The 13190-nt window shown below is 38.9% G+C and carries 13 protein-coding genes; 4 read left to right on the forward strand and 9 right to left on the reverse strand.

All coding sequences use genetic code 11. The features are described from left to right. The first annotated feature begins 127 nt into the window (after positions 1 to 127). The 4 genes from ACO6HM_RS02685 to ACO6HM_RS02700 all read left to right on the forward strand — a co-directional run bounded on the left by ACO6HM_RS02685 (position 128) and on the right by ACO6HM_RS02700 (position 2809). Positions 128 to 610, forward strand: coding sequence for a rhodanese-like domain-containing protein (locus tag ACO6HM_RS02685; RefSeq protein WP_485389645.1), 483 nt, complete (start codon positions 128 to 130; stop codon positions 608 to 610). A gap of 233 nt (positions 611 to 843) precedes the next feature. Continuing rightward, complete coding sequence (locus tag ACO6HM_RS02690) at positions 844 to 1110, forward strand: hypothetical protein (RefSeq protein WP_485389646.1); 267 nt, start codon at positions 844 to 846, stop codon at positions 1108 to 1110. Positions 1111 to 1324: 214 nt separating this feature from the next. Further along, entirely contained in the window at positions 1325 to 1954 is a 630-nt protein-coding gene (gene upp, locus ACO6HM_RS02695) for a uracil phosphoribosyltransferase (RefSeq protein ID WP_485389647.1), read from the forward strand. A gap of 192 nt (positions 1955 to 2146) precedes the next feature. Beyond that, positions 2147 to 2809 (forward strand): helix-turn-helix transcriptional regulator, encoded by a 663-nt coding sequence (locus ACO6HM_RS02700; protein WP_485389648.1) that lies wholly within the window; start codon positions 2147 to 2149, stop codon positions 2807 to 2809. A 109-nt stretch (positions 2810 to 2918) separates the two neighbouring features. Here ACO6HM_RS02700 and ACO6HM_RS02705 read toward each other — a convergent pair whose 3' ends face one another. The 9 genes from ACO6HM_RS02705 to hemZ all read right to left on the reverse strand — a co-directional run bounded on the left by ACO6HM_RS02705 (position 2919) and on the right by hemZ (position 13157). After that, positions 2919 to 4061 (reverse strand): trans-sulfuration enzyme family protein, encoded by a 1143-nt coding sequence (locus tag ACO6HM_RS02705; protein WP_485389649.1) that lies wholly within the window; start codon positions 4059 to 4061, stop codon positions 2919 to 2921. A gap of 18 nt (positions 4062 to 4079) precedes the next feature. Next, on the reverse strand, positions 4080 to 5456 hold the full coding sequence (locus ACO6HM_RS02710; RefSeq protein ID WP_485389650.1) for an APC family permease: 1377 nt from the start codon (positions 5454 to 5456) through the stop codon (positions 4080 to 4082). Next, on the reverse strand, positions 5449 to 6180 hold the full coding sequence (locus tag ACO6HM_RS02715; protein WP_485389651.1) for a gamma-glutamyl-gamma-aminobutyrate hydrolase family protein: 732 nt from the start codon (positions 6178 to 6180) through the stop codon (positions 5449 to 5451). The genes ACO6HM_RS02710 and ACO6HM_RS02715 overlap by 8 nt, the downstream gene beginning before the upstream one ends. A gap of 111 nt (positions 6181 to 6291) precedes the next feature. After that, positions 6292 to 7338 carry an aldose epimerase family protein gene (locus ACO6HM_RS02720; RefSeq protein WP_485389652.1) on the reverse strand — a complete coding sequence of 349 codons (1047 nt, stop codon included), beginning with the start codon at positions 7336 to 7338 and terminating at the stop codon, positions 6292 to 6294. A 282-nt stretch (positions 7339 to 7620) separates the two neighbouring features. Further along, positions 7621 to 9411, reverse strand: a complete 1791-nt coding sequence (gene aspS, locus ACO6HM_RS02725) for an aspartate--tRNA ligase (protein WP_485389653.1) — start codon at positions 9409 to 9411, stop codon at positions 7621 to 7623. A 62-nt stretch (positions 9412 to 9473) separates the two neighbouring features. Continuing rightward, on the reverse strand, positions 9474 to 9737 hold the full coding sequence (locus ACO6HM_RS02730) for a hypothetical protein (protein ID WP_485389654.1): 264 nt from the start codon (positions 9735 to 9737) through the stop codon (positions 9474 to 9476). A 14-nt stretch (positions 9738 to 9751) separates the two neighbouring features. After that, entirely contained in the window at positions 9752 to 11002 is a 1251-nt protein-coding gene (hisS, locus tag ACO6HM_RS02735) for a histidine--tRNA ligase (protein WP_485389655.1), read from the reverse strand. Between the two features lie 8 nt (positions 11003 to 11010). Further along, positions 11011 to 11670, reverse strand: coding sequence for an HD-GYP domain-containing protein (locus ACO6HM_RS02740; protein WP_485389656.1), 660 nt, complete (start codon positions 11668 to 11670; stop codon positions 11011 to 11013). Continuing rightward, positions 11670 to 13157 (reverse strand): coproporphyrinogen dehydrogenase HemZ, encoded by a 1488-nt coding sequence (gene hemZ, locus ACO6HM_RS02745; RefSeq protein WP_485389657.1) that lies wholly within the window; start codon positions 13155 to 13157, stop codon positions 11670 to 11672. The genes ACO6HM_RS02740 and hemZ overlap by 1 nt, the downstream gene beginning before the upstream one ends. Between the last annotated feature and the right edge of the window lie 33 nt (positions 13158 to 13190).

The following is a 13190-nucleotide window of genomic DNA, read 5'->3' on the forward strand; positions in this document are numbered from 1 at the left end:
TTGTGATTATAAACATTTATAATAAATATGCCTCTTTATTTCGTATTTCTATTTGACTTATTTAAGTTATCGTGATAAAAGGTATAGTATGTTTTGCAAATGAAAAAAGTGAGTAAAGGAGTTCAAAATGAAGAATACAAAGATTATCGCATTAGTAGCTGCACTTTCACTTACACTTGGTATCTCAGGTGCTGTAACAGGTTGTGGAAGCAAAAGTGATAGCACAAGTAAGACTTCCACTGCAGGTACCGCTTCTGCAGTAGCATATCAGTACATTCCAGCTGCTGATGTATTAAAGGTTACAGACAGCCATATCCTTGATGTAAGAGAAGAAGAGAACTATAAGAAGGGTGCTGTTGAAGGTTCTGAGTGGCAGCCAATCTTCCCTCTTGATGATACTTCTCTTGAGTCAGCTATGAAGGAATATGCTACTTCTAAGCTTAATGATGGAAAGAACATCTACATCGTATGTAACTCAGGTAAGAGAGGCGCTGAGAAGACAACCGGTATCTTAATTGAAGCCGGAATCGATAAGAGCAAGATTTTTACTGTGGAGGGTGGAGCTAAGGCTCTTGCTGAAATTGATGGAGCTCTTAAGCCTGTACAGTAGTTATACTCATTATAGGTCAGTTTATTATATTTGGGATATAGACTTATGAAGGCTGTCTGTAGGTTTTATGCTTGCAGACAGCTATTTTTATTACATTTTTATTGATTGGATTTTGTGAATAATCTGTGTATTTTTTATCTATTTTATTGACTTTTTATTCTCATAGTGTTATTTATTGTTACTGTAATTTTCAATTAGGAAAATAACAAAAACACAAAAAGGAGATTAAAAAAATGAAAAAGACAAAATTAGTTTTAACTGCAGCTCTTGTACTTGCTGTTGGTACAGCAGGTCTTGTTACAGGATGTGGAAAGAAAGAGACAACAACAAGCACTACAAATACTTCTGCTTCAGCAAATAAGAGTGCTTCAACAACAAGCAATGCGAATACTTCTGCTACAGGAAGTAAGACTTCTTCTACAGGAAGTGCTGCTGCCTCTACTACAGGAAGCACAACTTCTTCTACAACAAGCAGCTCAAGCACATCAGGCAACAAGTAATATTAGTTCTTTCTTAAGTGGTTCCCCGCTTGTAGGGGAATCATTTTTTGTTTTGAAGATTCTTCTGTAATTTCTTAAGAAATTAAATTTCTCTACGTAGAATACGTATACTTTCTTATTTATTTTTGTATACCCTCTTGTAATTATTGCTTTATTGAATTAAAATTTAGTAGATAGTTTAAGAAATTTCAGTTAGTAGATTCAGGAGGATATCATGTCAAAAGTAATAGTAATGGATCACCCATTAATTCAGCATAAAATCGGTATTATGCGTGTCAAGGATACATCAACCAAAGAATTCCGTGACTTAGTTTCAGAAATAGCGATGCTCATTTGCTATGAGGCAACAAGAGATCTTCATCTTGCTGATAAGCTAATAGAGACGCCTTTAGAGAAGACAATAGTTAAGGAAATTGCAGGAAAGAAGCTTTGTATTGTACCTATTCTTCGTGCAGGACTACATATGGCAGACGGTATACTTAATCTCATACCTAACGCTAAGGTAGGCCACATCGGTATGTACAGAAATGAAGAGACCTTAGAACCTGTGGAATATTTCTGTAAGCTTCCTAAAGATGCTGATGAAAGAGATATTTTTGTAGTTGATCCAATGCTTGCTACGGGTGGTTCTGCAATAGCTGCAATCAACCGTCTCAAAGCAAGAGGAATAAAGAGTATTCGCTTTCTCTGCCTCATAGCTGCTCCTGAGGGGGTTGAGGCTCTTAGCAAAGCTCACCCTGATATAGATATTTACATTGGTGCAGTCGATAGACAGCTAAACGAAAATGGATATATTCTTCCGGGTCTTGGAGATGCCGGAGATAGAATCTATGGAACAAAATAAAATTTAATGATGTTAGTGTTAAGAATATTTAATGCCATTTGATAGGAAAGGAATCAACACACTCAGATAAGTGTATTGGTTCCTTTTTCGTACCATTCTACGGATAGTAGAGCTATTCTACAAATTGTAGGTTGCACTCTCCTTTGCTCTGGCTCTATAATATAGGCACAATCACTTATTAGGAGGTAAAGTATGGATACTGGGAAAATAAGCAATTTTATTTTAATGGCTAGAACAAAGGCCGGACTTACTCAAAAGGAGCTTGCAGATAAAATAGGTGTGAGTGATAAGACCATATCAAAGTGGGAAACAGGCAAAAGTCTTCCAGATATCTCTTATTATGAAACTTTATGTGATGCTCTTAATATCAAAGTAAATGAGCTGCTTTCAGGTGAATATCTTAACGAAGATATTTACCTTGAAAAGGCTGAAACAAATATTGTCGAGATTATTCGTGAGAATAAGTTTTCCAAGAAGAAGGTAGCTGCAAAATTGTTTGCAGGACTTGCTTTGTTTATTGCAGCTGCTCTTCTAATAGGAATACTTTCAAGTCTTAATTTAAGTGAGGTAATCGCAGGTCTTTTTGACTTACCAACCTTGGTTATTTTGGTTTTTATCAACCTTGGTGCAGTGCTTATATCCGGAAAGCGTTCATTTGATGATATCCTTTCTCTACTTAGGCACATTGCCATTCCTGCAGGTGTCTTACTTAGTATTATCTCACTTGCTATGGCCGTAGCGGAAATTTCAGATATAAATAATCTTGCAGCCTACCTGGTTATTTCCTTGCTCTCTACCCTTTACGGGATAATTGAGTATATAATTGTTGTTATTATAAGTAAGTGGTTGGAATAATTATAATCCATTGATATATCAGACTAACTGTATAATGAAATAAAACCCACATCTTCCAAAAGAAAATGCAGGTTTTAAATTTAATCAAAGTAACTTAATAGCCAAATATTTAGTCTGCAAGTGCCTGCTCTAAGTCTTCAATGAGGTCTTCGATGTCCTCAATACCGCAGGAAAGTCTTAGAATCTCATCTGTTACTCCGTACTTAAGTCTGTCTTCCTTAGACATACATTTATGTGACATGGTAGCAGGGTGAGAAATAATTGACTCAACACCTCCCAGGCTCACTGCGTAAATAGGTATTTTAATTCTCTCAACAAACTTATCCATATCTTCCTTCTTGTGAAACTTAAAAGATAATACGGCTCCACCGGAAGTTGCCTGACTCATCTGTATCTTATAGTATCTGCAGGATGGTATTCCCGGATAATATACTGTCTTTATCTTTAGCTGCTTAGCAAGAAACTCTGAGATAGCAGCTGCGTTAGACACAGACTTCTCCATTCGAAGTCCCATGGTCTTCATTCCACGAAGTACAAGCCAGGCATCCTCTACTCCCATGATAGCACCGAAGTTCTTCTGGAAAAGTCCAAGACAGCCTATGTATTCATCACTGTTGGTTGCAATCATTCCTGCTACCACATCACTGTGTCCATTTATGAACTTGGTCATGCTTTCTACAACTATGTCTACTCCAAGCTCAAGAGGGCGCTGATAGAAAGGAGTCATAAAGGTATTATCTGCTATGGTTATTAGTTTGTGCTTCTTAGCTATCTCTACAAGCTTCCTTATGTCCGTTACCTTAAGAAGAGGGTTAGATGGAGTCTCAATGTAGAGTATCTTAGTATTCTCCTTTATTGTACTTTCAACTAATTCCAAATTGTCATAGTCTAGGAAGGAAACCTCCATATTAAGCCTTGGCATAACCTCTGTAGCAAACTGGAAGGTACCCCCGTACACTTCGCATGGGAAGATTACATGACCTCCTGCTCCTGCAAGCATAAGCACATTGCTAATGGCTGCCATTCCTGATGAAAATACGAGGGCATGCTTAGCGCCTTCAAGCTTAGCTACTGCACTTTCAAGTGCCATAACTGTAGGGTTTCCGAATCTTGTATAGCTGTATTTCTTGCCATCTACATAACAGCTCTTCTGGTCAAACGTAGATGTCTGATACTTAGGTATGGAAGCCGCACCTGTATATCCGTCAATTACCGGATAACCATGAAGCATATTGGTATTTAATCCTTTCACTGCCATTACCTCCGGTTCCTATTTTTTCTTTGAATTTGAATTGATATATACAACTATAGGAAGTACTACATATCCTATTATCATAGCTGTGATTGCATACCAGTTAAGATGTGAAACTCCTTCAGCATCTGTAACTGAGAACTGTCCCTTCCAGTTAAACTTATAAAGAAGAATAACTGTAAGTACAACTGAAATTATAGGTAAGACTACATCTGTAATTATATTTTTCTTTGCATCGATAATCTCTTCTTTCTGTTTACCCATAAAGAATACGATAACACCAAGAGGAACAATAATGAACTGTGCAAATCTTGCTATTGAGCTGATTATCATAATTCCCTGCATATCATACATAAATGACATAGGAACAATTATAGCAAGTGCTGCTGTCAGTACGAAGGCATTGAGAGGAATATCATTTGCATTACGCTTTCCAAGGAAGGCTGGTAAGATACCATCTTTAGCCATCGCTTCACATACTCTAGGAGAATGGAATGAAGCAGCTACATTTATACCAAACATAGAAATAAGGGCGCCTATGACAATAATTCCTCTAATTATCTTGTTTGAAAATACTGAAGCAAGTACAACTACCTCCTCTGACTGTACAAGGGCAACAGGATTTATCATCATTGCCACAAGCACTATACCAAAGTAAATTACAGCAATTATACCGATGGCAAGAGGAATAGCCTTCGGAAGATTCTTCTCAGGATTTTCCATATCGCTAGCACCGGAAGCTACACTTTCAAATCCGGTAAATGCATAGAAAGCTGAGATAACAGCTGTTACAAATACAGTTGCATCCATAGCAGGAATTAGCGCACTACCGTCGGCATTGGTAAGAAGTTCAACATCTGAAATGTGATTCTCGCCTGTCATAATTATAATTACCACACCTGCAATTATAGTGATTGCAAGAGCTGCCATTTTTCCCGCTGTAGACAAATCACTTATAAGTGTCAAGAAAGCTGTACCCTTAACATTTATTACAAATAAGAGAAGCATCAGCACTAAAAATCCAACGGTCACATTAACCATATTTTTAGGATCCATGCCCGCTATTGAAAGTGCATTCTTTACTACACCTGTAGCCATAACTCCCCAGGCAATACTTGCAGATACATATCTGGTTACACCTATGAACATACCTGTATTGGCTCCAAATGCAGCTCTTGCATAGGAATAGGCTGCACCATTTTTAACTACGTATTTGCTTGCTGCCGCAAATGTTACTGCTAGCACTGCTGCAAATATAGCAGCACAAATATAGATAAAAGGCGCCATGCTTCCTGCCTGCTTAGTAACTCCTCCCGGCGAAAGGAAGATTCCCGTACCGATGATTGAGTTGATTGTAAGAAGCACTATAGACCAGAATTTCATTTTTTTATTCATTCGCAGCCTCCTTTATGAAGCGTATAAATAATTTATTCATCATTTCCACTGTCAGGTGTAACATCTCAGGATGCCACTGTACTGCAACAAGGAAAGGATAATCAGTCTTTTCAATGGCTTCAATAACTCCGTCAGGAGCTTTAGCAGATATGGCAAGACCGTCTCCTACCTTTTTCACTGCCTGATGGTGGAAGGAATTTGCTCTAATTTTCTCCTCTCCAAAGATATCAAAGAGTTTTGAAGACTTATCAAGAGTAACAGAGTGTGTCACCATTGAAGGAGAATTTACCTGATTGTGCTTTAGCACTTCAGTTCCAATATAGCTAAGATCCTGGTAGAGACTTCCGTTAAAGTATGTGTTGATTATCTGTAAGCCCCTGCAAATGCCAAGTATTGGCTTCTTTGCTTCAAGTGCAGCCTTAAGGAGAGCATATTCAAAGTCATCCCTTTCCGGAAAAATATCACCAAGTTTTGGCGTAGGCTCTTCTCCATAATTCTTAGGAGCTACATCCTGTCCGCCTGAAAGCAGGAGACCATCTACCATTTCTATCTGCTCCTTAATAACTTCTTCATTCTCATTAAATGGAATAATAAATGGAATACCCCCATTCTTAATTACAGAGAGGATATAATCATTGTTTACATATGACCTCTTGTAGCCTGCAAAGCTACCTGAAGAGTCAATTATAAGGCTTCCTGAAATTCCAATTACGGGCTTCTTCATATTTTTCATTTCTCCAATCAATATTATTTTTACTTGTCTAATACAAATTCAGTTTACACTATTTAGTCGATGTTGTAAAACTATATTAAGTGTTTTTTACAACAGATGTATTTATGACCTAAACTTAAACACTGTAGTGCTTCTATACTCCTCTCCCGCACTTATTATACTTGACTTAAAGTTTTTCTCATTGCAGGCATTTGGAAAATACTGGGTTTCAAAGCAGCAACCCGATCTTCTGCCGTAAATTACTCCACCTTTTCCCTTTTTATTCTCAAGGAAATTAGCAGTGTATATCTGCATTCCCGGTAAATCCGTCATCACTTCCATAGTTATTCCGCTCTTTTCAGAAGAAAACTCTGCCACCTTCTCTATCTCTACTACAGTATTATTTAATACATAGTTATGGTCATAGCCTTTTGCAAGCTTAATATAGTGATAATCCGAGTCTACTCCCTCTCCCACAGTCTTAGCTACTCTTAAATCCATAGGAGTGCCTTCCACATCCACAAGTTCACCGGTTGGTATCATATCTTCTCCAATGGCTGTAAACCTATCCGCATTTACATAGAGTTTGTGTCCGAGGATATCTCCCTCTCCGTCTAAATTAAAGTAGCTGTGGTTGGTAGGATTAATAACAGTATCCTTATCAGCTACTCCCCTGTATTCTAAGATAAGTTCATTATCCTCTGTAAGTGTGTAGGTTATACTTAGCTCTGCCTTGCCCGGGAATCCCTGTTCCATATCCCTAAATGTACGCATAAACCTAACTCTTACAGCATACTCATCTTCAAGAACTTCAGCATCAAAGAGCATATAGTGAGAGCGGTTACTTCCACTATGAAGATTATTCTCTCCGTCATTCTTTTCAAGTTCATAGGTAACTCCGTCTATGATTACCTTGGCTCCACCGATTCTGTTTGCATTTCTGCCTACAAAGCTACCCAGAGCCTCGGCATTATCATAATATCCTTCCACATTATCGTAGCCTAAGTTTACATCTACCTGCTTACCCTCTTTATCAGGTACAATTATATCTTTGACTATGGCGCCAAGATTTAAGAGGGTTACCTTCATTCCTCTCTCATTGTTAAGAGAATAACATTTCACTACTGATCCATCTTTTGCTCTCCCAAAATCACTTATTTCTACTTTCATAGCTTTCTCCTTAATTTTCAACAATATCTTATACGGCTTATATCTGTCTGTCGGGCAAATGACTGCAAAGCCGCAATACCCTCCATTATATCTCTTGATACATGGAATCTCGTGGATTTCAATAAGATAATGTGGGTGACATATAATAAAATTGGTATATAGGCTATAGACACTACACAGCCTTATAACCTATATACCATTTATTTAACATGTTATCAATAGAAACATCATATTTAATCTTGTAAACAATCCACAGCATTAAAAAATATGATATATTTGTAGTTAATCTTCTTTTGCTTTAACCGTAATTCCCAGTTCATCAAGCTGCTTTGTATCAACCCTGCCCGGTGAACCAAGCATAAGGTCCATTGCATCCTTATTTTTAGGGAAGGCTATTACCTCTCTTATATTCTCAGCCCCTGCAAGAAGCATTACAAATCTGTCTACTCCATAAGCAAGTCCTGCATGAGGAGGCACTCCGTACTTGAAGGCATCAAGGAGAAAGCCGAATCTGTTGTGAGCCTCTTCCTTGGTAAATCCAAGGAGCTCGAACATCTTCTCCTGTACATCATCCTGGTATATTCTTACAGATCCTCCACCAAGCTCATATCCGTTTAATACTATGTCATAAGCCTTTGCTCTTATGCTTCCCGGATCCTTGTCAGCATTTGCCCAGTCTTCTTCCATAGGAGCAGTAAAAGGATGATGCTCAGCCTGGAATCTGTTTTCATCCTCATTCCAGCTAAGAAGAGGAAATTCCACTATCCAAAGGAAGTTAAACTTACTCTTGTCTATAAGTCCAAGCTCTTCTCCAAGGTCAAGCCTAAGTGCACCTAAGATATTCCATACAAGTGAAGTCTTGTCAGCTGCAAAAAGAAGTAAGTCTCCCTTTTCACCCTTCATAGTCTGGACAAGCTTATCAAGCTCTTCTTCTGTCATAAACTTTGAGAAAGAGGACTTATAAGTGCCGTCTTCATTCACAGCAAGATATGCAAGTCCCTTGGCTCCAAAGCCCTTAGCCTTGTCTACAAGCACATCAATCTTCTTACGAGGCATGGCTGCCTGTCCCTTTACATTGATACCTCTTACACTTCCGTTTTTCATTTCAAGAGCCGAAGTAAATACTCCAAAGCCACATCCTCTTACTACCTCTGATACGTCTACGAGCTTCATCTCAAATCTGGTATCAGGCTTATCTGAGCCGTAGTCATTCATAGCATCCTTCCATTTCATCCTAGGAAGAGGAAGCTCTATGTCTATGCCCTTTGTTTCCTTCATAATATGCTTTATAAGACGCTCATTTACATCAAGCACATCGTCTACATCTACGAAAGAAAGCTCCATGTCTGCCTGAGTAAATTCAGGCTGTCTGTCAGCTCTAAGGTCCTCATCTCTAAAGCATCTTGCTATCTGGAAATATCTGTCAAAGCCTGAAAGCATAAGAAGCTGTTTAAGCACCTGTGGCGACTGCGGAAGGGCATAAAAGCTGCCTTGATTTACACGGCTTGGTACAAGATAGTCTCTTGCCCCTTCAGGAGTAGAGTTACACATAATAGGAGTCTCTATCTCTAAGAACCCCTCATCTGCCATAAAGTCACGCATAAGACGTAAAACCCTGCTCTTTAGCATAAGCTTCTCCTGCATATCAGGTCTTCTAAGGTCAAGATATCTGTATTTAAGTCTTAATTCCTCCTTGGTCTTAAGGTCGTTTACTATCTCAAAAGGTGTTGTCTCTGCCTCAGAGAGTATCCTTGTCTCCTTTACCCTTATCTCAATATAGCCCGTAGGTATATTCTCATTGACAGCTGTTCTCTCGGTTACTATTCCTGTAGCCGCTACTACGTATTCATTACGAAGCTTTGCTGCCTTTTCAAATACTTCACTTCCACAGTCCTGCTCCTCATACACCAGCTGTAAGATACCTGAACGGTCTCTGAGGTCTATGAAAATAAGACCTCCCTTATTCCTATATTTAGCGACCCAGCCCATTACCGTAACCATCTTGCCCACGTCAGCCTTACTAAGCTCCGTACATCTGTGGGTCCTTTTCATACCCTTCATTGATTCTGCCATAGTTTCATCCTCTTTTTATAAAGTTTATCTAAAGCCCGTATAAGGCTTAGTTACAATATATCTTAAATTCCATGCCTCATTGAAAATAATTTGTCATATAAATAAGGCATATTAGGAATATTATATGTCATCCCATCTACAAACACTATCTCCATTCTCTTGCGTCTGTATAGGAAAACGCTCTTAACTTGAGGCAGCCATCCTAAGAAAAGCTGACATTCCACGCTGCCGTCAGGAAGTAAGTAGGTTATGATTTCTGTTGGGGTAAGCTCATTAAATATCTGTCTCTCAGAATCCCACACCATCACGTTTCCGTCTCTGCCCATCAATTTTTATCTCCTTATCCGCAAATAAACTTTGCTTCCAAATCTTCCAGTTTTACTTCAGTCTGGGTTCCTGTTTCCATTTCTTTTAGCATAACTACACCACTCTCTATCTCATTCTCACCAATAACCACAGCAAAGTCTACTCCCAGCTTATTCGCATACTTCATCTGTGCCTTTACCGAGCGGTCGAGATAATCAGTTTCCACTATAATGCCCTTATTTCTTAGTCTTGTAACTATTTCAAAGGCCTTACTCCTAACTTCATCCCCCATCACACCTACATATAGCTTAGGATGAGGCATTTCACCAAGGCTTACCCCCTCTTTATCAAGAAAATAAAGTATGCGCTCGATACCCATACCAAAGCCTACCGCAGGAATATCCTGCTTACCGTCTATTTCTTTGATAAGTCCGTCATACCTTCCGCCTCCACAGAGGGTGAAACCATCCTTATCCACAAATTCAAACACTGTCTTAGTGTAGTAGTCAAGCCCTCTTACTATCCCTGTATCTACTTCATAAGGGATGCCTAGCTCACTTAACATAGTCTTTAATTTCTCAAAATGCTCCCTACACTCTTCATCAAGGAAGTCGATTGTCCTTGGAGCCTTCTCGACTATAGCCTTACAGCTTGGTACCTTACAGTCAATTACCCTTAAAGGATTCTTCTTCATCCTCACCTTACAGTCTTCGCAAAGCTCTGACTCATAGTCTTTTAGATAGTTCACAAGGGCATCATTGTAATTCTGTCTGCATTTACCATAACCTATGCTGTTGATGTGAAGTTTTACATCCTTTAAGCCAATTCTTTTAATAAATTCGCTTATAAGTGTAATGAGTTCAACCTCAACTATAGGCTCGGGAGAACCTACGAACTCCACACCAAACTGGTGGTGCTGTCTAAGCCTTCCACTCTGAGGTCTCTCATATCTGAAAGCCTGAGTAAAGTAGAACATCTTGATGGGCTGAGGAAGTGCATAGAGATTATTTTCAAGATAAGCCCTTATAGTTCCCGCTGTTCCTTCAGGCTTGAGGCTTATTTCCCTGTCACCCTTATCCTTAAAGGTATACATTTCCTTTTGTACTACATCTGTAGTATCGCCAACGCTCCTGTTGAAAAGTACAGTATGTTCAAATGCAGGGGTTATAATTTCTCCCATATTGTAAGCCGCACAAAGTTCCCTTGCTATAGCCTCTATCCTGGTGCGCTTCCACATATTTTCCCCGAACCAGTCCTGGGTTCCCTTTGGTCTGTTTGTAATCATATCTCTCCTTACCACAAGTCTAAATTAACTGATGTTTTCTGATATATATTTTTGCTGCTTTTCTTATTATCTTCTATTATCTGTGACAACTTGCCAAAACTTTCGCTGTTTACTATTCTTTGGAGTGCAAGAAAACAAGCCATATCATAGTTCTTAATCTCTTTTATCATAAGTCTTATAGCCTTGTCCACAGTGAAGGCATCCCTATAAGGCCTATGCGCCACCAAAGCTCCGAATACATCGCAAATCCTAAGTATCCTTGCTCCAAGCGGTATGTTTTCTCCTTTTAGGTTGTTAGGATAGCCTGAGCCGTCATAGTTTTCGTGATGATAAAGAACTGCATCAAGTATGGTATGCTCGTAGCCCTGTTTCTTTAGTATACCATAGCTTAGCACGGAGTGCATCCTTACATATTTAATTTCTTCAACCTTTAGCTCTCCATCCTTCCTTCCGTAGAGATAGTTAGCTATTCGAAGCTTTCCTATATCGTGTAAAAGTCCTGCCTGAGCCATTTTTTCAACAAATTCAGAAGGCTCTCCCAGCTCCTTTGCCACCATTTCAGCCAGATTGCTCACAACTATACCGTGTTTCATCAAGTCATCCAAATCAATTTCTAAAACAATTTCGTGGGACAGCTTACAGCCTGAGTTGATGTCAGCTTTTATCATTATAGCATCTCTCCAAATTCTTCTAAAAATTTTCTTTTACGCTCAATCATCTCATCAATTCGTTCAATATAGTCCATAACAAATTTTACATTTTCAGTACGCTCGATTCTATTGCCATCTCTAAATACAAACTTACAGGACGAGCCTGCTCCAAGTCCTATGATAGGGTGTTTTTCTTCCATAATAAGAACGTTGTAGAGGCCTTCCTTGCCAGGTCTTGCATAGCCTACATTTTCAAGGTTGTCAGCTATATTTTTCTGCCTGTAAAGATAATATGGCTCATAACCGTTTTCCCTTGCATATTCATAAGTTAACTCCTGCTGCCTCGCAGTATCCATAGGGATGACATCTGAAAGTTCATCAAGCTTTAGCTTAAGTGATGCCGCCCTCTTTATTGCAAGTGCGTGTACTGTAAGATCATCAGGGTTTAGCTTTTTTATCTCAGATAGAGTATATTCGGTATCCTTTACACTCTCTCCCGGAAGCCCCACAATGAGGTCCATATTGATATCTTCCATCCCCTCTTCTCTAGCCATATGAAAGGCAGTCCTGACAGATTCTGCATCGTGCATCCTTCCTATGAACTTAAGTGTTTTATCAGACATGGTCTGAGGGTTGATGGACATACGCTTCACGCCAAGCCTTTTCATTACTTTAAGTTTCTCTCTCGTAATGCTGTCAGGCCTTCCTGCCTCTACGGTAAATTCCTTAACCCCTGCCATAGGAAGCTTCGTATTGATGTAGTCAATTAAAAGCTCAAGTTCCTCCGCAGAAAGTGCGGTAGGTGTACCACCTCCTATATAGACTGTAGTTAACTTTTTATGAGGTAGGATGTTTGAGGCAAAATCTATTTCCTTGAAAAGTGCTTTTAAGTATTCTCCTACCTTTTTCTTGTATGTACCAATTGGATAAGAGGTAAATGAGCAGTATAGACAGGTAGTTGGACAAAATGGAATTCCTATATAAATGCTGTATCCATTTTTATAATCCATTCCCCTTAAAAGAGAATTCTCCTTTTTGGCTATCTCTATAGAAAGTTCTGTCTTCTCCTCTCCACATAGATACTGCTCGTGGTAAAACGTTCTTACTTCTTCATCAGATCTGCCTTCTTCTATATAGTCACAGGCTATCTTAGTCGGACGGATTCCTGTAAGAGTTCCCCAAGGAAGCTCTTCACCCGTATACTCTTTTAGTATGGAGTATAATACCTTTTTTAGTTCATTTTTGTATAATCTTCTATCCTCTTCTATTTCACTGTACTCATATTTTTTTCTTACAGTCTTTTTCATATCATCCTTGAACCACATTTCTATCAACTTCTCATCATTATGAACTGATAGCACGTAGCCAGAGACTTTTGCGTCCACCTCTTGAGGTTCTTCAAAGTCACATATAATAACCTTCATATCTTCCCTGCTAAAAAATGCTCGAACTAAAGGTCTTATATCCTGTTCAAAGGATGCGTCTTCAAGTCTGATTTCAATCATCCGATTTTCTTTCTAAACATTATATGATATGGG

Source organism: Catonella sp. (assembly GCF_057250765.1).

What these genes read in the sequence shown, in the direction of transcription:
- aspS (WP_485389653.1), bottom strand. Translation starts at nt 9,411, where the DNA reads ATGGCAGAATCAATGAAGGGTATGAAAAGGACCCACAGATGTACGGAG.
- ACO6HM_RS02720 (WP_485389652.1), bottom strand. Translation starts at nt 7,338, where the DNA reads ATGAAAGTAGAAATAAGTGATTTTGGGAGAGCAAAAGATGGATCAGTA.
- upp (WP_485389647.1), top strand. Translation starts at nt 1,325, where the DNA reads ATGTCAAAAGTAATAGTAATGGATCACCCATTAATTCAGCATAAAATC.
- ACO6HM_RS02730 (WP_485389654.1), bottom strand. Translation starts at nt 9,737, where the DNA reads ATGGGCAGAGACGGAAACGTGATGGTGTGGGATTCTGAGAGACAGATA.
- ACO6HM_RS02700 (WP_485389648.1), top strand. Translation starts at nt 2,147, where the DNA reads ATGGATACTGGGAAAATAAGCAATTTTATTTTAATGGCTAGAACAAAG.
- hisS (WP_485389655.1), bottom strand. Translation starts at nt 11,002, where the DNA reads ATGATTACAAACAGACCAAAGGGAACCCAGGACTGGTTCGGGGAAAAT.
- ACO6HM_RS02710 (WP_485389650.1), bottom strand. Translation starts at nt 5,456, where the DNA reads ATGAATAAAAAAATGAAATTCTGGTCTATAGTGCTTCTTACAATCAAC.
- ACO6HM_RS02690 (WP_485389646.1), top strand. Translation starts at nt 844, where the DNA reads ATGAAAAAGACAAAATTAGTTTTAACTGCAGCTCTTGTACTTGCTGTT.
- ACO6HM_RS02715 (WP_485389651.1), bottom strand. Translation starts at nt 6,180, where the DNA reads ATGAAGAAGCCCGTAATTGGAATTTCAGGAAGCCTTATAATTGACTCT.
- hemZ (WP_485389657.1), bottom strand. Translation starts at nt 13,157, where the DNA reads ATGATTGAAATCAGACTTGAAGACGCATCCTTTGAACAGGATATAAGA.
- ACO6HM_RS02740 (WP_485389656.1), bottom strand. Translation starts at nt 11,670, where the DNA reads ATGATAAAAGCTGACATCAACTCAGGCTGTAAGCTGTCCCACGAAATT.
- ACO6HM_RS02685 (WP_485389645.1), top strand. Translation starts at nt 128, where the DNA reads ATGAAGAATACAAAGATTATCGCATTAGTAGCTGCACTTTCACTTACA.